Source organism: Tropicimonas sp. (genome assembly GCF_047971885.1).
Lineage (GTDB): Bacteria > Pseudomonadota > Alphaproteobacteria > Rhodobacterales > Rhodobacteraceae > Tropicimonas.
In genome coordinates this window covers 1-17949 of the sequence record NZ_JBKEAE010000121.1, presented here as the reverse complement: position 1 = coordinate 17949, position 17949 = coordinate 1, and the positions used below count along the sequence as shown (strand labels likewise).

Below are 17949 nucleotides of genomic sequence, written 5' to 3'. Positions count from 1 at the left end.
ACCACCTCGATGAGCCTGCTGAACCTCGCCATGCGCATGGCCGGCCCGCGCGAGGCGGTGTGGCACGGGCTGATCCGCAAGAACCACGGTGTCACGCATTTCATCGTCGGGCGCGATCATGCCGGCCCCGGCGCCAACAGCGCGGGCGAGGATTTCTACGGCCCCTATGACGCGCAGGAACTGTTCCGCAAGCACGAGGCGGAGATGGGCATCGAGATGGTGCCGTTCAAGCACATGGTCTATGTGCAGGACCGCGCGCAATACGAGCCGGTGGACGAGATCGCCGACAAGGACGATGTGACGATCCTCAACATCTCCGGCACCGAACTGCGCCGGCGCCTCGCCGAGGGGCTGGAGATCCCGGACTGGTTCTCCTTCCCGGCGGTGGTGAAGGAGCTTCGCCGCACCCGTCCGCCACGTTCGCAGCAGGGCTTCACCGTGTTCTTCACCGGCTTCTCCGGCTCCGGAAAATCGACCATCGCCAATGCGCTGATGGTCAAGCTGATGGAGATGGGCGGGCGGCCGACGACGCTGCTTGACGGCGATGTGGTGCGCAAGAACCTCTCTTCGGAGCTTGGCTTCTCCAAGGAGCACCGCGACCTCAACATCCGCCGCATCGGCTTTGTCGCCTCCGAGATCACCAAGAACGGCGGCATCGCCATCTGCGCGCCGATCGCGCCCTACGCGGCGACGCGGCGCGCGGTGCGCGAGGATATCGAGCGTCATGGCGCTTTCGTGGAGGTGCATGTCGCCACTTCGATCGAGGAATGCGAACGGCGCGACCGCAAGGGGCTCTACAGGCTCGCCCGCGAAGGCAAGATCAAGGAGTTCACCGGGATTTCGGACCCCTACGATGTGCCGGAAAGCCCCGAACTCCGGCTCGATACCGAAGCGGTCGATGTCGATTACTGCGCCCAGCAGGTGCTTCTGAAACTGGAAAGCCTCGGCCTGATCGCCGCCTGAGTGCAAGCGGCAACCGGCAACGCAGAACGCCCCGCAGGTTCGCGGGGCGTTTTTTGTGCGCTCTCAGCCATCTGGCCGCAAGCGACCTTCGGGCACGCGCCCGTCGGTCAGTGAACGTTGACCGGCACGAAATCGTATTGCCGGGCGAGCGTAAAGGCCAGTTCGCGCCCGTTCACCAGCGCCAATCGCTGGCCCGACGCGTCGTGGACCGAATAGAGCGTGGTCGTGTCCGGCGCCTGCCGGCGAATCTCGTCAGGCAGTTCCGAAACCGAAATCGGCCGGACATAGACGATGGCCTGGCCCCCGACGGGACCTTCGGCAGCGGGATGTCTGGTATCCATGAAGATCTCCTATTTCCTGTCGATGCGGATGGTCTGAACGACCGTTTCCGGTAGTGCGTGTTCGAGGTCGACGTGCAGCAGGCCGTTTTCCAGTGCCGCTCCCGAAACCTCGACCCCGTCGGCCAGCACGAAACTGCGCTGGAACTGACGGGCGGCAATTCCGCGGTAGAGGAATATCCGTTCGCCGGTGTCGTCGGCCTGACGGCCCCTGACGACAAGCTGGCGGTCCTCGACCGTGATCGAAAGGTCGCTTTCCGAAAAACCCGCCACCGCAAGCGTGATGCGATAGCGCCGCTCTCCCGATTGTTCGATGTTATAGGGAGGATAGCCGTCGTTGCCGGACTTCGCGGTCCGCTCGACGAGGCGTTCAAGTTGCTCGAACCCCAGCAGGAAGGGGTGCGAACCGAGGGCGGTCTTGCTCATCGGGCATGTCCTTTCAGGAAGCGACCATGCGGTGTCGGGCCCCATTGCCGGGCACCCGTATGCAATATGGGGGTGCGCCGGCACGACTGCAAGCCGGGGCCTTCCAGCGGGCTTGGGTTTGCAATATATTCGGCCCGTTCGCCCGAGGACCGATACGACGCCATGACCACCCCCTCAGAGATGGACCCGACCGAGGTAAAGCGCGTGCAGCTTCAGGTGCTCATCAGCAGGCACCGGGATCTGGATGCGGCGATCGTCGCGCTCGAGGCAACGGGCACCGCCGACGCCTTCACCATTCGCCGGCTGAAAAAACAGAAACTGGCGCTGAAGGACCGGATCGCGGCGATCGAGGACGATCTGACCCCCGACATCATCGCCTGAACCCGCCACCGATTGCCCTGCGCGCGCGGGTGGCTATAGTGCGCGCTCTGTTTCGATGGAGGTCGCGATGGCGGAACCGAAGGTAGGGGTGATCATGGGCAGCCAGTCAGACTGGCCCACCATGAAGGAGGCCGCCCGGATCCTCGAAGAACTGGATATACCCTTCGAGGTGCGCATCGTCTCGGCCCACCGCACGCCCGACCGGCTGTGGGAATACGGCAAGACCGCTGCGGCGCGCGGGCTGAAGTCGATCGTCGCCGGCGCCGGCGGCGCGGCACATCTGCCGGGCATGGTCGCCTCCAAAACCCGCGTGCCGGTGATCGGCGTGCCGGTACAGAGCCGCGCGCTGTCGGGGCTCGATTCGCTCTATTCCATCGTGCAGATGCCGCGCGGCTTTCCCGTCGCCACGATGGCGATCGGGGCGGCGGGCGCAGCCAATGGCGCGCTGATGGCCGCCGCCATTCTGGCCAACGAGGACGCAGGGCTTGCCCGGCGGCTGGAGGCGTGGCGCGCCGCGCTCTCGGCTTCCGTGCCCGAGGTGCCGGCCGATGAATGAGCCCCTGCCCGCCGGCAGCACGATCGGCATCCTCGGCGGCGGTCAGCTTGGCCGCATGCTCTCGGTCGCCGCGGCGCGCCTCGGCTACCGCACGCATGTCTTCGAGCCGGGCGCCGCGCCCGCTGCCGATGTCGCGGCGGCCTTTAGCCGGGCGCCCTATGGGGATTCGGCGGCGCTCGAGGCCTTTGCGCGCACGGTCGATGTCGTGACCTTCGAGTTCGAGAACGTGCCTGCCGACGCACTGGACCGGATCGAGGCGATCCGCCCGCTGCGTCCGAACCGCCGCGCTTTGGCGGTCAGTCAGGACCGGATGATCGAAAAGGACTTCCTGACCGGGCTCGGACTGGCGACTGCGCCCTACGCAGATATCGCAGGCCTCGGCGATCTTCGGGCAGCGCTTGATCGTATCGGATGCCCGGCGATCCTGAAGACGCGGCGGCTTGGCTATGACGGCAAGGGACAGGTGCGCATCACCGATCCCGCCGAGGCCGGTGAAGCGTATGGCGCAATGGCCGGGGCACCGGCGGTGCTCGAGGGATTCGTCGATTTCGACATGGAAATATCGGTCATCGCGGCGCGCGGGATCTCGGGCGAGGTCGCCTGTTTCGACCCCGGTCAGAACGTCCATCGCAGCGGCATATTGCGCAGCACGCGGGTGCCTGCCGCCATCCCCGCGCGGTTGCGGGCCGATGCCGCGCTGCTGGCCGGGCGTATCCTGAACGCGCTCGATTATGTCGGGGTCATGGGGGTGGAGCTTTTTGTTACCCCGCGGGGCCTGATCGTCAACGAGATCGCGCCGCGCGTACACAATTCCGGCCACTGGACACAGAACGGCTGCGCGGTGGACCAGTTCGAACAGCATATCCGCGCCATTGCCGGCTGGCCGCTGGGCGACGGGCGCCGCCATGCCGATGTGGTGATGGAAAACCTGATCGGCGACGACATGCGCCGCGTACCCGCGCTGGCCGCCGAACCCGACGTTGCGCTGCATCTCTACGGCAAGGCCGAGGTCCGACCCGGGCGCAAGATGGGGCACATCAACCGTATCGCAGCGCGCGGCGACTGAGCTCAGCCGGCCACGCGAAAAACCTTGTCGCGCGCCGTGGCGCCGCGGATCAGTTCCAGCCGCGATTTCGGAATGCCAAGCGCATGTGCCAGCAGCTTCTGCACCCCCGCATTGGCCTTGCCGTCCTCGGGCACGGCCGTCACCAGCACGCGCAGGCCGGTCGCGTCGGCAAGCACCGCATTGCGCGACGCCTTCGGCGTCACCCGCACCGCGATCTCGGCCCCCGGCTTTGCAAGATGTGCCAGTTCGCCCTTGGTCATGCCCACCCTTTCCGTTCCCCTGTCGCGCACATAGACTAAGCGCGCGGCGTTGGGAGGACCACCATGGCCACCGGCTTTTTCTGGGATGAACGGTGTTTCTGGCACGGTGGCGGAAATTACGCGCTGACCCTGCCGGTCGGCGGGTTCGTGCAGCCGCTGCCCGCCGGCCTGCCCGAAAGCCCCGAAGCAAAGCGGCGGCTTCTCAACCTGATGCGGGTTTCCGGCATCGACCGGCATCTTGCGATGCAGAGTGCCGCACCGGCCAGCGAGGGCGCCCTGCGCCGTGTCCATCCCGAAAGCTACCTCGAATCCTTCAAGGCCCTGTCGGACGAACGCGGCGGCGAACTGGGCCTGCGCACACCCTTCGGGCCGGGCGGCTACGAGATCGCGGCGCTTTCGGCCGGACTGGCCGAATCGGCGCTGGCGGCGGTTCTGCGGGGTGACCTGACCAATGCCTATGCGCTGTCTCGCCCGCCCGGCCACCATTGCCTGCCCGATTTTCCCAATGGTTTCTGTCTTCTGTCCAATATCGCCATCGCCATCGAATCGGCGCTGGCGGCGGGGCTGGCCCGGCGGATCGCCGTGGTCGACTGGGACGTACATCACGGCAACGGCACCGAGGCTATCTTCTACGACCGCGCCGAGGTTCTGACGATCTCGCTCCATCAGGAACGGAACTACCCTCTCGATACGGGCAATGCCGAACGGCGCGGCCGGGGCGCCGGGCGCGGCGCCAACATGAACATCCCCCTGCCCCCCGGCACCGGGCACGACAGCTACCTCGCGGCGTTCGACCGGCTGGTGCGGCCGGCCCTCGATTCGTTCGGGCCCGATGCCATCGTGGTCGCCTGCGGCTTCGACGCCTGCGCCTTCGATCCGCTGGGGCGGATGTTCGCCGGCGCCCATACATTCCGCGCGCTCACCGAACGGGCACGCGCGGCCGCCGAGGCGCTGTGCGGCGGCCGGCTGGTTCTGGTGCACGAGGGCGGCTATTCCGAAGCCTATGTGCCCTTCTGCGGGCATGCCACGCTCGAGGCGCTTTCCGGTGCGCCGGTCAGCGTGCCCGACCCGATGCGCGAGACCGTCGGCGCCCGCCAGCCCGGACCGCGCCACATCGCCATGGTCGATGCGCTGATCGGCGATCTGGAACGGTTCTTCCTGTCCACCTAGATGTTGCCCGTCAACCGATGGAGTTCCCATGCCTCAACCCAATCAGGCCGCTTTCGATTTTCTGCTCGCCCGTCGCTCGCGTCCGGCGAAAACCCTGACCGCGCCGGTCCCGGACGAGGCCGAACTGCGCCGGCTGCTGACCGTCGCCGCCCGCACACCCGATCACAAGAAACTGGAGCCGTGGCGTTTCATCGTGCTGGAGAAGCCGGCCCTGAACCGTCTGGCGGGCATGGTCCCCGCTCGGGCCGATGCCCTCGGCATCGCGCCGGAGAAGGTCGAAAAGATGGAACGCCAGTTCGCCGATGCCGATCTTGCGGTTGCGGTGGTCGCATCCCCCAGACCCAGCGATGACGTTCCGGAAAGCGAGCAGCTGCTTTCGGCGGGGGCGGCCTGCTACGGGCTTCTGATGGCGGCACTGGCCGCCGGCTGGGGCGCCAACTGGCTGTCGGGCTGGGCCAGCTTCGACCGGCCGTTTGTCGAACGGGGGCTGGGGCTCGCGCCGCAGGAGAGCATCGCCGGCTTCATCCATATCGGCACCGAAACGGTGGCGCCGCCCGAACGGCCGCGCCCGGATCTCGATGCCATCGTCGAATGGATGCGCGCTTGAACGTCTTCTCCGACATCCGGCTGGCGCTTGCCCAGATAACCGACCGGCGCTTTCTGCGGGTTCTTCTGCTGGGGCTGGTGTTGACGGTGCTGCTGCTGTTTCTGGCCACCTGGGCGCTGGCGTGGCTGGTGGGCGGCCTCGTGCCGGAAAGCTTCGAACTGTTCGGCCGGACGATCGGTTTTGCCGACACTCTCGCCGAGGGGACGGTGGTCGGGGCGATGATGGTCGCCTCGGTCTTCCTGATGGTGCCGGTCGCCTCGGCCTTTACCGGCCTGTTTCTGGAGGAGATCGCGCAAGCGGTCGAGGAGCGCTATTACCCCGGCCTGCCGCCCGCCCCCGGCGTACCCTGGAGTGAGGCGCTGCGCGACAGTCTGGGATTTCTGGCGGTGATCGTCGTGGTGAACCTGATCGCGCTGGCGCTCTATTTCGTCTCGGGGCCGTTTGCGCCGTTCCTGTTCTGGATCGTCAACGGCTATCTGCTCGGGCGCGAGTATTTTCAGCTTGTCGCCATGCGCCGGATCGGGCGCCAGGGTGCAACAGCGGCGCGGCGCAGGCACATGCCGCAGATCTGGATCGCCGGCATTCTGATGGCGGCGCCGCTGTCGGTGCCCATCGTCAACCTGTTCGTTCCCGTTCTGGGCGTGGCGACCTTCACGCATCTCTATCACCGGCTGGAAACGCCGGAACTCACGCCGGCGCCGTAGGGTTTGTTCAACGAATACCCTCGCGGTCCCTGGCAACGCGGAAATAAGCCCAGAGCAGCCGCGCCGCCACCCCGCGCCACGGTGTCCACGCCTCGGCCATCGCGCGCAGGTGCCGCTCGCCGGGGCGGGCGTCGAGCTCGAACAGGATGCGCGCCGCCTCCTGCAACGCCAGATCGCCCGGCGCGAACACATCCGCCCGCCCGAGCGAGAACATCGCATAGATCTCGGCTGTCCAGCGGCCGATGCCGGGCACCGCGGTAAGGGTTTCGATCACCGTCGCCTCGGGGGCGGCGCGCAGCGCGGCATAGTCGATCCGCGCCTCGGCCAGCGCCTTGGCATAACGAACCTTCTGCCGGCTCAGCCCGCAGGCGCGCAGTTCCTCCTCGCAGGCCCACATCACCTTGCGCGGCCCGGTCAGGCGCGCCGCCTTGAGCCGCCGCCAGATCGCATCGGCCGCGGCAACCGAAACCTGCTGGCTGACGATCGCCGTCAGCAGCGCCTCGAACCCGTCCTTGCGGCGCCTGAGCGGCAAGGGGCCGGTCTGTTCGAGCGCCGCGGCAAACCGCGGCTCGACGATGCACAGATGCGCCGCACCCTCGGCCACGCAGGCGGGGGTTTCGATGATCCGTCCGACATTGCGCATGAACCGCCTGTTTCCTTCTGCTGTCCGAAGCCGGAGCATAGGGCGTCAGGACCGACAGGCAAGACCGCACATGCCCTGCGCGACGGCGAAAGCTTGCCGGCGGGAGGCGGCGCCGATATTGCTCGGTCATGACCGATGTTCCCACAGATCTCGCCCCCGACGACCGGCGCGCCCGGCGCAACGTGGCCGTTCTGGTCGCGGCGAACGCCATTCTCGGCGCGCAGATGCCGATGATCTTTACCGTCGCCGGGCTGGCGGGCGGCATGCTGGCACCGAATGCCTGCCTTGCCACGCTGCCCATCACGATGGTGGTGATCGGGTCGATGACAACCGCACCATGGCTTTCGTCGCTCATGCAGGTGCTCGGGCGGCAGGCCGGGTTCGTCGTCGGGGTCACCGGCGCCATTCTGGGCGCGGTCGTCTCGGCCTACGGGCTGTGGACCTACAGTTTCACGATCTTCCTGCTGGGGTCCTATCTGACCGGTATCTACATGTCGGCGCAGGGCTTCTACCGCTTCGCCGCCGCCGACACGGCCTCGCCCGAGTTCCGGCCGAAGGCGATCTCCTACGTGCTGGCGGGCGGTCTTGTCGCCGCGGTGATCGGCCCGACGCTGGGAACATCGCTGGTCGATGCCTATGTGGTTCCGTTTCTCGGCACCTACCTCGGGGTTGTCGCGCTCAACCTCGTCGGCATGACCCTGTTCCTGCTGCTCGACATCCCCAGACCCCCGGCCCCGAAATCCGGCAGCCCCACCGGGCGCACACGGATGGAACTGCTGCGCGATCCGACAATCTTTGTCGCCATCATCTGCGCAATGGTTTCCTACGCGCTGATGAACCTGGTCATGACATCGACGCCGCTTGCCGTGGTGGGGTGCGGATTTCAGACCGAAACCGCGGGTTTTGTCGTCACCGCCCATGTGCTTGCCATGTTCGCGCCTTCCTTTGTCACCGGCCAGCTCATATCGCGCTTCGGGGTCCGGACCATCATCTCGATCGGGCTGCTGATCCTGGCCTGCTCGGGCGCGGTGGCGTTGCAGGGGGTGGAGCTTTCCAACTTCTTCCTTGCGCTTGTACTGCTTGGCATCGGCTGGAACTTCGGCTTCATCGGCGCCACCTCCATGCTGGCGGGGGCCCACACGGCCGAGGAACGCGGGCGCGTGCAGGGCATGAACGACATGCTGGTCTTCGGCTGCGTCGCGCTCGCCTCGCTGGTATCGGGCGGGCTGATGAACTGCTCGGGTGGCAACGCGGCCGAAGGATGGGTCTCGGTCAACCTTGCCATGGCGCCGTTTCTGGCGCTGGCGGGCGGCGCGCTGATCTGGCTGACCCTGCGCCCCGAGGACTGACGGGCGCTACCGGGCGCCCTCCGCCTGCCCGCCGCCCGGGGCAATACGCTCCGGGCCGAAACGGTGATACATGCTGAGGTAATCGGCCGGAATTGCACCGCTGAGGATGATCGCGCAGGCGATCGCCCACAGCGGCAGCGCTATCGCCGTCACGATCCGGACCTTGCGTTTGAGTTGCGGGTTCGCCGGGGCGGAGCCCGGCGTGCCCTCGACCACGCTTCCGCTTTCCTGCTGCGTGGTCAGGCGGAGCGGAAGCACGATGAAGAACACCATGAACCAGAACACGACCAGCAGCACGATGGCGGAGGTCACGGCCATGCCTCAGACCTGCTCCAGCTCGATCAGGCAGCCGTTGAAATCCTTCGGATGCAGGAACAGCACCGGTTTTTTGTGCGCACCGATCCTGGGTTCACCGCTGCCCAGCACCCGGGCGCCTTCGGCCTTGAGCCGGTCGCGAGCGGCGATGATGTCGTCGACCTCGAAGCACATGTGATGGATACCGCCCGACGGGTTCTTGTCGAGAAATCCCTGGATGGGGGATTTCTCGCCCAGCGGATAGAGCAGTTCGAGCTTGGTATTGGGCAGTTCGATGAAAACCACCGTGACACCGTGATCGGGTTCGTCCTGCGGCGCGCCGACATTCGCCCCCAGAACGGAGCGATACTGCTCGGATGCAGCTTCCAGGTCGGGAACGGCGATGGCAACGTGGTTGAGACGACCGATCATGATCAGCTTCCTTGTCTTGATGAATTCGCCCCGTCTTATCGCTCCGCGCCGCAACCTTTCGCAAGAGTGTGGCCTGCGGCGCAGGGTCCATTTACCGGCCGTTAGGCAGAATCACCTTTGATGCTTCGGGCAATATGAAAGGACGGAGCATGGCGGACGACCTCTCCAGGATCATGATGACACGCAGGCCCACCGCCGACCGGCCGTTGCTGGGCCTGACGGTTCTTGTCGTCGAAGACAGCCGCTTCGCCTGCGAGGCGCTGCGCCTGATGTGCCTGCGCAGCGGCGCCCGCATCCGGCGCGCCGATTGTCTCGCCTCGGCGCGGCGTCACCTGACGCTGTACATGCCCACCGTGGTGATTGTCGATTTCGGCCTGCCGGACGGCACCGGCACCGACCTGATCGGGGAACTTGCCCTGGCGGAGCCGCGGGTGCCCGTCCTGCTCGGGTCGAGCGGCGACATGGCGGCGGAAAAGCCAATTCTGACCGCCGGGGCCGACGGCTTCCTGGCCAAACCGGTCGCCAGCGTCGCCGCTTTCCAGCAGGCGATCCTCGCTCACCTGCCCGCCGAACTCAGGTCGTTCGGTCCGCGTCCGATTCCCATCGACCAGGTCGTGCCCGACCGGCTCGCCCTGAAGGACGATCTGAAACATGCCGCCCGGGTCCTTTCGGGATCGAAGGACAACCGGACGGTCAAATACGTCGCCCAGTTCCTCTCGTCGCTGGCCACCTCCTCCGGCGACGACGGGCTGGCCCGGGCCGCGACACGTTTTGCCGCCGCGCGCCCGGGCAGCCGGGAAACGACGCGCGCCATCAGCGAAATCAACTCGATGGTCGTGGCAAGACAACCGGGCGGCCCGGTCTTCTGAGCTTCTGCCCGGTTCCGAAACCGTCCGCAGGCGTATAGCTGGCGGAAGCAAATCCGATCCTCAAATTTGCGCAGACAAGCGGAAAATCAGAAGGTTACAGCCTGAGGGTTTGATCAGAATCATGTCGTCAGGCTGTACAGGCTGTATCGCACAGAAAAGAACACCGCCCGGCCGGTTCGGCCGGGCGTTCCGTTTGCGGATTCACGCGCCGTTCAGTCCTGAGGCACGATCCGCAGCGACAATTCGCGAAGCTGCTCGTTGGTCGGATCGGACGGCGCACCCATCATCAGGTCTTCGGCGCGCTGGTTCATCGGGAACATGATGACCTCGCGGATGTTCACCTCATCGGCCAGCAGCATGACGATCCGGTCGATCCCGGCCGCGCAACCGCCGTGTGGCGGCGCACCGAACCTGAACGCGTTGACCATGCCACCGAAACGCCGAAGCACCTCCTCACGCGGATAGCCCGCGATCTCGAACGCCCGGAACATGATTTCCGGCTTGTGATTGCGGATCGCGCCCGAGACCAGCTCGTAGCCGTTGCAGGCCAGGTCGTACTGGAAGCCGGTCACCATCAGCGGATCGCCTTCCAGCGCCTCGAGCCCACCCCTGGGCATCGAGAACGGGTTGTGATCGAAATCGATCTTCCCGGTTTCCGGATCCTTCTGGTAGATCGGGAAATCGACGATCCAGGCAAAGGCGAAGCGGTCCTTTTCGGTCAGGCCCAGTTCCTCGCCGATCACGTTGCGCGCGCGCCCCGCCACCGCCTCGAAGACGGCGGGTTTGCCGCCGAGAAAGAAGGCCGCATCGCCGACGCCGAGCCCGAGTTGCCGGCGGATCGCCTCGGTCCGTTCAGGGCCGATGTTCTTGGCCAGCGGCCCGGCGGCATCCAGCCCGTCCTCACCGTCGCGCCAGAAGATATAGCCCATCCCCGGAAGCCCCTGCTCCTGGGCGAACCTGTTCATCCGGTCGCAGAACTTGCGGCTGCCGCCGGTGGGGGCGGGAATGGCGCGGACCTCGGTCCCTTCCTGTTCCAGCAGTCTGGCGAAGATGGCAAAACCCGAGCCCCGGAAATGGTCCGAGACATCCTGCATCCTGATCGGGTTGCGCAGGTCGGGCTTGTCGGTGCCGTACCACAGCGCCGCATCGCGATAGGTGATCTGCGGCCATTGCCGGTCGACCTTCGCCCCCTGGCCGAACTCTTCGAAAACGCCCTGCAGCACCGGCTGGATGGTGTCGAACACATCCTGCTGGGTGACAAAGCTCATCTCCATGTCGAGCTGGTAGAAATCGGTCGGCGAACGGTCGGCGCGCGGGTCCTCGTCGCGGAAACAGGGCGCGATCTGGAAATAGCGGTCGAAGCCCGCCACCATCATCAGCTGCTTGAACTGCTGCGGCGCCTGCGGCAGGGCATAGAACCTGCCCGGATGCAGACGCGACGGCACGAGGAAATCGCGTGCGCCCTCGGGGCTCGACGCGGTGATGATCGGGGTCTGGTATTCGCGAAAGCCCTGATCCCACATGCGGCGGCGCATCGAGGCCACCACATCCGAACGCAGGGTCATGTTTCTCTGCATCGCGTCGCGCCGCAGGTCGAGGAACCGGTAGCGCAGCCGCGTCTCCTCGGGATATTCCTGATCGCCGAACACCATCAGCGGCAGTTCCTCGGCCGCCCCCAGCACTTCGAGGCCGAGCACGAAGACCTCGACCTCGCCGGTTGGCAGCCTGGGATTGACCAGGCTTTCGTCGCGCGCCTTGACCTCGCCGTCGATGCGGATGCACCATTCCGCGCGCAGTTTCTCGACTTCGGCAAAGACCGGGCTGTCTGCGTCGCAGATAAGCTGCGTGATGCCGTAATGGTCGCGCAGGTCGATGAAAAGCACCCCGCCATGATCCCGGATCCGGTGAACCCAGCCCGACAGGCGGACGGTCTGGCCAACGTTGGTGCGGGTGAGGTCGGCGCAGGTCATGCTGCGATAGGCGTGCATTGCGGAGCCCTTTCGGCGAAGGTCTGAATCCGCGCCGATACACCGCGCGGGGCGCGGGATGTCAAGCGGCGCGGGCGCAATCGCCACCGGGCCCGGGCCGTTATCGCGCCGCAGGCGCGCCGGGCCCGGCGGGACGAGGTGCCGCAAGGCGCCGAGGACAGGCGGGGGCCCCGCCGGCCGGGGTTCAGCGCAGGATCGGCGGTTCCTCCGGGTCCATGCCCGGCGCGTCCATCTCGACGATCTCCGGCATTTCCGCTTCGGGCAGGTCGAACCGCAGCCCCACCCGGGCAAGCGTGGCGGAAATGGTATCGCTGGCGGCAAAGAAGGCTACGTCCAGTTCCCCGGCGTCGACGCCGGAAAAGGTCAGCGCCTCTCCCACCGCGTTGGCCAGCGCGCGCTCGGCGCCGGAAACCGCGTCGACAAAGGCCAGCAGATGCGCCTTCCGCCCGCTTTCGTAGCCTGCCCGCACCAGATAGGCGGCGCGCGCCAGCCCGCGCGCGGTGGCAAGTTTTGTATCGAGCCCCGTCAGAACCGCCTCGGGTATCCCGCCGGGAGCGGCGATCTCGCGCGGGCGTTCCTCGGCTTCGGCGGGCGTATGGTCCAGCACATCCGACAGCCATGCTACTGCTTCCGCCGGAATCGCGATCTCCGAGCCTTCGACACCGAAATTCACCCCCAGCCCGATCTCGCGCCCGGTCAGCAGGCGCACCACCTGCCGGCCGGAAAGGGCGGCAAAATCGGCCGGCCCGCCGACGAAATCTGACAGGCGCTCCTCGCGGTCGAAGACCAGCACCACCTGCGACGTCTCGAGCGGAAAAAGCTGCGGGACGATCGTGTCCCCCTCGGGTTCGCCCGCCAGCAGAAGGAACAGTTCCGATTCGCCCAGCCGGTCGTAGAACCGCAGCCGTGCCGCGCCGTCGTCGGGATTTGCGGCCATCGCCCGGTGGGCGATATCGAGCGGTGTCGCATCGTCGTTCATCTCAGCACCTCGGTCACCCTGGCGCGCAGCGCCGGCAGCAGTTCGGCGGCAAACCAGGGATTGTCTTTCAGCCACCGCGTATTGCGCCAGGACGGATGAGGCAAGGGGAACACATCGGGCGCAAGGTCCCGCCACGCGGCAACCGTCGCACCGACACCGCCCGAAGCCGCGTCGCCGAGATGGTATTTCTGCGCATAACCGCCGACAAGCAGGGTCAAATCGAACGGCCCGGCATAGCCCATCACCTCGGCGCGCCAGGTTCCGGCGCAGACCCCGGGCGGAGGCAGGTCGGCGCCATTCCTGAGGCCGGGAAAACAGAAGGCCATGGGAACGATCGCGATGCGGTTCCGGTCATAGAAGGTCTCGCGGTCCATCGCCAGCCATTCCCGCAGCCGTTTTCCCGAAGCATCGTCGAACGGAATGCCGGACCGATAGACTCTGGTTCCGGGCGCCTGACCGGCAATCAGAATCCGCGCGCGCCGCCCGAACCAGACGACCGGCCGCGGCGCGACGGGCGGATCGGCCCGGGCGAAATCGCCGGCGCATATGCGGCAGGCGCGAATTCGGTCAGGCAGCGTATCCGGCTGGATCATCGACGGGCTCCCGCGCAGGATTGAACCGGTGACGGGCGCATCGCGCCGACACCGGAGAAAGTAAACCCCGGAAGCGCCGTCGCCGTCCAGTACCCGGGGCTGTCAGCCAGATGTCGCAGGCCGAATCGGGCATTTCGCCGCCAGCCGTCTTGTCATCGGCGGCAAATGGCGTTCACCTGCGCCTGACCCGGAGCGAGAGGAATCCCAGCCATGAAATACTGCCGCATCAGAACCGCCGACGGAATCGTTCCCGCCGTGGTCGCAGCGGACGGCACGCACCGCAGCATCGCCGCCCATATCGACGACCTGACACGGGACGATATCGCCTATGGCCGTCTGAGCTTCATCGAGGGGCTGGATCCGGGCAGCCTGCCGGAAATCGCCGACCGCGACTATGCCCCCGTGTTGTCCGATATCCGGCGGATATTCTGCATCGGGCTGAACTATTCCGACCATGCCGCCGAAACGGGCGCGGCGATTCCGAAAGAACCGATCCTCTTCATGAAGGTCTGCCCGCCGACCGGCGCCAACGACGAAATCGTCATCCCCAAAGGCTCGCAGAAAACCGACTGGGAGGTCGAGCTGGGCGTGGTGATCGGGCGGCGCGCGCAACATGTGGCCGTCGCCAGCGCGCTCGAGCATGTTGCGGGCTATTGCGTGGTCAACGATCTTTCCGAGCGCGCCTTTCAGATCGAACGCGGCGGGCAGTGGGTCAAGGGCAAGTCCTGCGACGGGTTCGCACCCGTCGGCCCCTGGCTGGCAACCCCCGACGAGGTACCGGACCCGCAGGCGCTCGACATGTTCCTGGATGTGAACGGCGAACGGATGCAGACCGGAAACACCGGTACCATGATCTTCGGCGTGGCCGAGATCATCGCCCATCTGAGCGAGTTCATCACCCTGGAGCCGGGCGATCTGATCTCGACCGGCACACCGCCGGGCGTCGGCATGGGCAAGACGCCGCAGCGCTTCCTCAGGCCGGGCGACAAGCTGCGGCTCGGTATCGCCGGGCTGGGCGAGCAGGTACAGACCACCCGCGCCTGGCAGATCTGACCGGACCGGAGGGCGGAACATGCAAACCATTGCGGGATTCGATCGCATCGGCGAGGAAAACGCCTTTGCCGTTCTGGCGCGCGCCGGGGAACTGGCGGCGGCGGGGCGCGACATCATCAATCTCGGGATCGGCCAGCCCGATTTTCCGACGCCGGAAAATATCGTCGAGGCGGCGGTCAGGGCGCTGCGCGACGGCCATCATGGCTACACCCCGGCAACGGGCCTGCCGGCGCTGCGCGAGGCGGTCGCGGGCGATCTCGACCGGCGCTTCGGTGTCGACGTCTCGCCCGACAGGGTGATCGTGGTTCCCGGCGGCAAGATCACGATGTTCGCGGCGATCCTGATGTTCGGCGAACCGGGGGCCGAAATCCTCTATCCCGACCCCGGCTTCCCGATCTACCGTTCGATGATCGAATTCACCGGCGCAACGCCGGTTCCCGTCCCGATCCGCGAGGGGATGGGTTTTGCCGTATCGGCGGAGGAAACCCTGTCGCTCGTTACGCCGCGCACCCGCCTGCTGATCCTCAACTCACCCGCCAACCCCTGCGGCGGCGTCACGCCACGGGCCGAGATCGACCGGCTGGTGGTGGGGCTGGCCGACCATCCGCAGGTCGCCGTGATGTCGGACGAGATTTACGACCAGATACTCTATGACGGTGAGGAACACGTCACCCTGCTGGGATATCCCCAGATTCGCGACCGGCTGATCCTGCTGAACGGCTGGTCCAAGACCTATGCCATGACCGGCTGGCGGATGGGATATTCGGTCTGGCCCGACGGGCTCTACGACAAGGTGCGCAAACTGGCGGTCAACGCCTGGTCCTGCGTCAACGCGCCGTCGCAATACGCCGCGATCGAGGCGCTGACCGGCCCGCAGGACGCGGTTCTGGCAATGGTAGATGAGTTCGACGCCCGCCGGAAACTGGTGGTCGACGGGCTGAACGCCCTGCCCGGGGTCTCCTGTGTCGTGCCGAAGGGCGCGTTTTACACCTTCCCGAACATCGGCGCGACCGGGTGGAAGGCCAAGCCGCTTGCCTCGGCCCTGCTGGAACGGGCCGGCGTCGCCACCATCGGCGGTCCCGACTTCGGCATTTTGGGCGAGGGCTACATCCGCCTGAGCTATGCCGCGAGCCGCGATGACATCGCGCAAGCTCTGCACAGGATGGACGACTTCCTGAGGACCGGGCAGCCCTGACCGACGCGCGCCGGCGGCACCGCCGGCGCGCGAACCGCATCCCCATCGCTTCGAAAGGACCCTCGATGAAACGCTCCCGCATCAACGAGATCATGGCTGCGGCCGACGATCTTATCCGCTCGCACGGCTTCGTGCTGCCGCCCTTCGCCTACTGGACCCCCGAGGAGTTCAGGGCCAACGCCACCCGCTCCGCCCGTGTGATCGGCGCGCGCATGGGATGGGACATAACCGATTACGGCCAGGGCGATTTCGACCGGCTGGGCCTGTTCCTTTTCACCCTTCGCAACGGCGAATTGTCCGATCTGCAACGCGGCGGCGGCATGTGTTACGCCGAAAAGCTGCTGATCTCGCGTCAGGACCAGATCAGCCCGATGCACCGGCACATCATCAAGGCCGAGGATATCATCAACCGAGGCGGCGCTACCCTGGCGATCGAGCTGTTTGGTTCGGACCCGGAGGGGAACTTCGACGAAACCGCCGGCGGCACGGTGATGTGCGACGGCGTTTCGCGCGTCTTCCGGCCCGGCGAGGTCCTGCTGCTCCGGCCCGGCGAAAGCGTGACGCTGATGCCCGGCGACTGGCATGCCTTCTGGGGCGCGGGCGGCGATGTGCTGATCGGCGAGGTATCGACCGTCAACGACGATCTGACCGACAACATCTTTCGCGATCCCATCGGCCGTTTCGCCGAGATCGAGGAAGACATCGCCCCGGCCCACCTGCTGGTCAGCGACTACGACACCTGGCTGCGATAGGGCGCCCTACCGGCCCGGCAGGCCGATTTCAGGGTCGAGATCGAAGCTGCGGTTGCCGCCGGTATCGGCGGTGACCGTCAGCCGGTCGCCCGAGATTTCGACATCCGCGACCGCTCCCCATCCGGCCGGCCGTGCGAAGGCGAGGATCGCGTGTTCGATCACATGTTCGCGCCCCGGCGCGAGGTCGAGCGCGACCGGAACGCCCGCATCCGAGATCGGGTTCGCCCCCAGAACGCCCCTGTGCCCGGCGGCACCCGGCGCGACGCCATCCTCAATTCCCAGAACGCCGCTGTGCCGCCCGTTCCACGGGGAATAATCCCGTCCGCCGTTGGAATGCCACAGCATCGTGACCGGCAGCACACGCGGATCCTTGAGCACGATCACGATATCGTCCTCGGCCGCGCGCAGGACGGCGCTCCAGCCCAGACGGCTGCCCTCGGCCTCGATCAGGGTGACAAAATCCTCTGTCCCACGGCCGACCGGCAATTGCCCCAGATCGACCGTTCCGCCGCCGGCGGCTGGAAAGGCCGCAGGATCGGTACTGCCCGCCGGACAGGCGAGCCTGTTGCGGCCGGGTTCGAGCGGCATTTCGGGTGTCAGCGCCAGCCGCTTGGCCGAGGTGGTGAACCTGCCACCTGCCGCCATGTGGATCATCGGGTGATGCGCCACCGGCAGCCTGCCCTCGCCGCCGACGATCCGGTGCCGCTGGCTGAGCAGCGGTGCATTCCGCCCCAGACTGAGCGATTTGAACACGGTGGCCCCCATCACCGGCCGTTCCAGCCGCAAGCCCAGCGTTCCCTCGCCGTGTTCCAGCACCTGCCAGGCACTGTTGGCCGTCCAGCCGTGGATCGGCCCCGGTTCGAGGTTGTTGGCCCCGAACGGCGCACAGAAGAAATCGCCCGACAGGCCGCGTTCGACCGGATCGAGCCCCGCCGGTAATTCACCCGCGGCCTCGCCCACCCAGGGCGCGGTGTGCAGCGGCGCAACCCTGCGCTCCCCATCGACAAACGCAAGCTGGCGAATGTTGCCGATCCGGCGGTTGATCGCAACCTGCCCCGCAGCGGTGGCGGCGAAAACAAGGTCCACCTGCCCGTGTTCGGAAGTCATCTGTTCATCCGTTCGTTCTCGCCCGGCAACCACATCCGGGCGAAAAACACTTATGCCAGCCAGCGCGCAATGTCCCGCCTCATTCGCGCCAGCCGGGAGGGCGCCGGCGCAGGCAGCGACGGGCAGCTTGATTCCGGCGCGCGCATCCCGTAACTGGCGGATCGAGAGGCTGGCGCGGGCAGGCGCCTCGCCAACCCGGTCAGGTCCGGAAGGAAGCAGCCGTA

The 17949-nt window shown here is 66.6% G+C and carries 22 protein-coding genes; 12 read left to right on the top strand and 10 right to left on the bottom strand.

Annotated features, from left to right (window positions below; all coding sequences use genetic code 11):
• Positions 1–963: adenylyl-sulfate kinase (cysC, locus tag ACK5IR_RS10110; protein ID WP_416928482.1), on the top strand; the 963-nt coding region annotated here is incomplete at its 5' end.
• 107 nt (positions 964–1070) lie between these two features.
• On the opposite strand, the gene ACK5IR_RS10105 is transcribed toward cysC, so the two are convergent.
• Both ACK5IR_RS10105 and ACK5IR_RS10100 read right to left on the bottom strand, forming a co-directional pair.
• Positions 1071–1304 carry a DUF1150 family protein gene (locus tag ACK5IR_RS10105; RefSeq protein ID WP_416928480.1) on the bottom strand — a complete coding sequence of 78 codons (234 nt, stop codon included), beginning with the start codon at positions 1302–1304 and terminating at the stop codon, positions 1071–1073.
• A 9-nt stretch (positions 1305–1313) separates the two neighbouring features.
• Positions 1314–1727 (bottom strand): Hsp20 family protein, encoded by a 414-nt coding sequence (locus ACK5IR_RS10100; RefSeq protein WP_416928478.1) that lies wholly within the window; start codon positions 1725–1727, stop codon positions 1314–1316.
• A 162-nt stretch (positions 1728–1889) separates the two neighbouring features.
• On the opposite strand from ACK5IR_RS10100, the gene ACK5IR_RS10095 reads away from it, so the two are divergent.
• From ACK5IR_RS10095 to ACK5IR_RS10085, 3 genes are all read left to right on the top strand, one after another.
• On the top strand, positions 1890–2108 hold the full coding sequence (locus ACK5IR_RS10095) for a YdcH family protein (protein WP_416928476.1): 219 nt from the start codon (positions 1890–1892) through the stop codon (positions 2106–2108).
• 67 nt (positions 2109–2175) lie between these two features.
• Positions 2176–2664, top strand: coding sequence for a 5-(carboxyamino)imidazole ribonucleotide mutase (purE, locus tag ACK5IR_RS10090; RefSeq protein WP_416928474.1), 489 nt, complete (start codon positions 2176–2178; stop codon positions 2662–2664).
• On the top strand, positions 2657–3730 hold the full coding sequence (locus ACK5IR_RS10085; RefSeq protein WP_416928472.1) for a 5-(carboxyamino)imidazole ribonucleotide synthase: 1074 nt from the start codon (positions 2657–2659) through the stop codon (positions 3728–3730). Before purE ends, ACK5IR_RS10085 begins: the two co-directional genes overlap by 8 nt.
• Positions 3731–3732: 2 nt before the next feature.
• Here the strand turns inward: ACK5IR_RS10085 and ACK5IR_RS10080 are convergent, their stop codons facing one another.
• Entirely contained in the window at positions 3733–3990 is a 258-nt protein-coding gene (locus tag ACK5IR_RS10080; RefSeq protein ID WP_416928470.1) for a DUF167 domain-containing protein, read from the bottom strand.
• Positions 3991–4053: 63 nt separating this feature from the next.
• Between ACK5IR_RS10080 and ACK5IR_RS10075 the strand changes: the two genes are divergently transcribed.
• From ACK5IR_RS10075 to ACK5IR_RS10065, 3 genes are read left to right on the top strand one after another with little or no spacing between them, the layout of a single operon-like run.
• Entirely contained in the window at positions 4054–5160 is a 1107-nt protein-coding gene (locus ACK5IR_RS10075; RefSeq protein WP_416928468.1) for a class II histone deacetylase, read from the top strand.
• A gap of 28 nt (positions 5161–5188) precedes the next feature.
• Positions 5189–5767 carry a nitroreductase gene (locus ACK5IR_RS10070; protein WP_416928466.1) on the top strand — a complete coding sequence of 193 codons (579 nt, stop codon included), beginning with the start codon at positions 5189–5191 and terminating at the stop codon, positions 5765–5767.
• A complete protein-coding gene (locus ACK5IR_RS10065; RefSeq protein ID WP_416928464.1) occupies positions 5764–6471 on the top strand; it encodes an EI24 domain-containing protein in 708 nt (235 codons plus the stop codon). Before ACK5IR_RS10070 ends, ACK5IR_RS10065 begins: the two co-directional genes overlap by 4 nt.
• A 7-nt stretch (positions 6472–6478) precedes the next feature.
• Here ACK5IR_RS10065 and ACK5IR_RS10060 read toward each other — a convergent pair whose 3' ends face one another.
• Positions 6479–7114 (bottom strand): DNA-3-methyladenine glycosylase family protein, encoded by a 636-nt coding sequence (locus ACK5IR_RS10060; protein WP_416928462.1) that lies wholly within the window; start codon positions 7112–7114, stop codon positions 6479–6481.
• A gap of 128 nt (positions 7115–7242) precedes the next feature.
• On the opposite strand from ACK5IR_RS10060, the gene ACK5IR_RS10055 reads away from it, so the two are divergent.
• Complete coding sequence (locus ACK5IR_RS10055; RefSeq protein WP_416928460.1) at positions 7243–8463, top strand: MFS transporter; 1221 nt, start codon at positions 7243–7245, stop codon at positions 8461–8463.
• A gap of 6 nt (positions 8464–8469) precedes the next feature.
• Here ACK5IR_RS10055 and ACK5IR_RS10050 read toward each other — a convergent pair whose 3' ends face one another.
• Positions 8470–8781: a DUF1467 family protein gene (locus ACK5IR_RS10050; RefSeq protein ID WP_416928458.1), complete on the bottom strand. Its 312-nt coding sequence runs from the start codon at positions 8779–8781 to the stop codon at positions 8470–8472.
• A 3-nt stretch (positions 8782–8784) separates the two neighbouring features.
• Positions 8785–9189: a methylmalonyl-CoA epimerase gene (mce, locus tag ACK5IR_RS10045; protein ID WP_416928456.1), complete on the bottom strand. Its 405-nt coding sequence runs from the start codon at positions 9187–9189 to the stop codon at positions 8785–8787.
• Positions 9190–9338: 149 nt separating this feature from the next.
• Between mce and ACK5IR_RS10040 the strand changes: the two genes are divergently transcribed.
• Entirely contained in the window at positions 9339–10058 is a 720-nt protein-coding gene (locus ACK5IR_RS10040) for a response regulator (protein ID WP_416928454.1), read from the top strand.
• A 212-nt stretch (positions 10059–10270) separates the two neighbouring features.
• Here the strand turns inward: ACK5IR_RS10040 and aspS are convergent, their stop codons facing one another.
• The 3 genes from aspS to ACK5IR_RS10025 form a co-directional block, all read right to left on the bottom strand.
• Positions 10271–12046: an aspartate--tRNA ligase gene (gene aspS / locus ACK5IR_RS10035; protein ID WP_416928452.1), complete on the bottom strand. Its 1776-nt coding sequence runs from the start codon at positions 12044–12046 to the stop codon at positions 10271–10273.
• A gap of 184 nt (positions 12047–12230) precedes the next feature.
• Positions 12231–13025 carry an SseB family protein gene (locus tag ACK5IR_RS10030; RefSeq protein WP_416928450.1) on the bottom strand — a complete coding sequence of 265 codons (795 nt, stop codon included), beginning with the start codon at positions 13023–13025 and terminating at the stop codon, positions 12231–12233.
• Positions 13022–13618: a uracil-DNA glycosylase family protein gene (locus ACK5IR_RS10025; protein WP_416928448.1), complete on the bottom strand. Its 597-nt coding sequence runs from the start codon at positions 13616–13618 to the stop codon at positions 13022–13024. Before ACK5IR_RS10025 ends, ACK5IR_RS10030 begins: the two co-directional genes overlap by 4 nt.
• 210 nt (positions 13619–13828) lie before the next feature.
• On the opposite strand from ACK5IR_RS10025, the gene ACK5IR_RS10020 reads away from it, so the two are divergent.
• The 3 genes from ACK5IR_RS10020 (at position 13829) to ACK5IR_RS10010 (ending at position 16618) form a co-directional block, all read left to right on the top strand.
• Positions 13829–14671 carry a fumarylacetoacetate hydrolase family protein gene (locus ACK5IR_RS10020; RefSeq protein ID WP_416928446.1) on the top strand — a complete coding sequence of 281 codons (843 nt, stop codon included), beginning with the start codon at positions 13829–13831 and terminating at the stop codon, positions 14669–14671.
• Positions 14672–14690: 19 nt separating this feature from the next.
• Positions 14691–15866, top strand: coding sequence for a pyridoxal phosphate-dependent aminotransferase (locus ACK5IR_RS10015; RefSeq protein WP_416928443.1), 1176 nt, complete (start codon positions 14691–14693; stop codon positions 15864–15866).
• 65 nt (positions 15867–15931) lie between these two features.
• A complete protein-coding gene (locus ACK5IR_RS10010) occupies positions 15932–16618 on the top strand; it encodes a D-lyxose/D-mannose family sugar isomerase (protein ID WP_416928441.1) in 687 nt (228 codons plus the stop codon).
• A 6-nt stretch (positions 16619–16624) separates the two neighbouring features.
• On the opposite strand, the gene ACK5IR_RS10005 is transcribed toward ACK5IR_RS10010, so the two are convergent.
• Entirely contained in the window at positions 16625–17725 is a 1101-nt protein-coding gene (locus ACK5IR_RS10005) for a hypothetical protein (RefSeq protein WP_416928439.1), read from the bottom strand.
• Between the last annotated feature and the right edge of the window lie 224 nt (positions 17726–17949).

What these genes read in the sequence shown, in the direction of transcription:
- ACK5IR_RS10060 (WP_416928462.1), bottom strand. Translation starts at nt 7,114, where the DNA reads ATGCGCAATGTCGGACGGATCATCGAAACCCCCGCCTGCGTGGCCGAG.
- ACK5IR_RS10025 (WP_416928448.1), bottom strand. Translation starts at nt 13,618, where the DNA reads ATGATCCAGCCGGATACGCTGCCTGACCGAATTCGCGCCTGCCGCATA.
- ACK5IR_RS10020 (WP_416928446.1), top strand. Translation starts at nt 13,829, where the DNA reads ATGAAATACTGCCGCATCAGAACCGCCGACGGAATCGTTCCCGCCGTG.
- ACK5IR_RS10105 (WP_416928480.1), bottom strand. Translation starts at nt 1,304, where the DNA reads ATGGATACCAGACATCCCGCTGCCGAAGGTCCCGTCGGGGGCCAGGCC.
- ACK5IR_RS10075 (WP_416928468.1), top strand. Translation starts at nt 4,054, where the DNA reads ATGGCCACCGGCTTTTTCTGGGATGAACGGTGTTTCTGGCACGGTGGC.
- ACK5IR_RS10005 (WP_416928439.1), bottom strand. Translation starts at nt 17,725, where the DNA reads ATGACTTCCGAACACGGGCAGGTGGACCTTGTTTTCGCCGCCACCGCT.
- ACK5IR_RS10080 (WP_416928470.1), bottom strand. Translation starts at nt 3,990, where the DNA reads ATGACCAAGGGCGAACTGGCACATCTTGCAAAGCCGGGGGCCGAGATC.
- purE (WP_416928474.1), top strand. Translation starts at nt 2,176, where the DNA reads ATGGCGGAACCGAAGGTAGGGGTGATCATGGGCAGCCAGTCAGACTGG.
- ACK5IR_RS10055 (WP_416928460.1), top strand. Translation starts at nt 7,243, where the DNA reads ATGACCGATGTTCCCACAGATCTCGCCCCCGACGACCGGCGCGCCCGG.
- mce (WP_416928456.1), bottom strand. Translation starts at nt 9,189, where the DNA reads ATGATCGGTCGTCTCAACCACGTTGCCATCGCCGTTCCCGACCTGGAA.
- aspS (WP_416928452.1), bottom strand. Translation starts at nt 12,046, where the DNA reads ATGCACGCCTATCGCAGCATGACCTGCGCCGACCTCACCCGCACCAAC.
- ACK5IR_RS10085 (WP_416928472.1), top strand. Translation starts at nt 2,657, where the DNA reads ATGAATGAGCCCCTGCCCGCCGGCAGCACGATCGGCATCCTCGGCGGC.
- ACK5IR_RS10070 (WP_416928466.1), top strand. Translation starts at nt 5,189, where the DNA reads ATGCCTCAACCCAATCAGGCCGCTTTCGATTTTCTGCTCGCCCGTCGC.
- ACK5IR_RS10050 (WP_416928458.1), bottom strand. Translation starts at nt 8,781, where the DNA reads ATGGCCGTGACCTCCGCCATCGTGCTGCTGGTCGTGTTCTGGTTCATG.
- ACK5IR_RS10010 (WP_416928441.1), top strand. Translation starts at nt 15,932, where the DNA reads ATGAAACGCTCCCGCATCAACGAGATCATGGCTGCGGCCGACGATCTT.
- ACK5IR_RS10095 (WP_416928476.1), top strand. Translation starts at nt 1,890, where the DNA reads ATGACCACCCCCTCAGAGATGGACCCGACCGAGGTAAAGCGCGTGCAG.
- ACK5IR_RS10100 (WP_416928478.1), bottom strand. Translation starts at nt 1,727, where the DNA reads ATGAGCAAGACCGCCCTCGGTTCGCACCCCTTCCTGCTGGGGTTCGAG.
- ACK5IR_RS10015 (WP_416928443.1), top strand. Translation starts at nt 14,691, where the DNA reads ATGCAAACCATTGCGGGATTCGATCGCATCGGCGAGGAAAACGCCTTT.
- ACK5IR_RS10030 (WP_416928450.1), bottom strand. Translation starts at nt 13,025, where the DNA reads ATGAACGACGATGCGACACCGCTCGATATCGCCCACCGGGCGATGGCC.
- ACK5IR_RS10040 (WP_416928454.1), top strand. Translation starts at nt 9,339, where the DNA reads ATGGCGGACGACCTCTCCAGGATCATGATGACACGCAGGCCCACCGCC.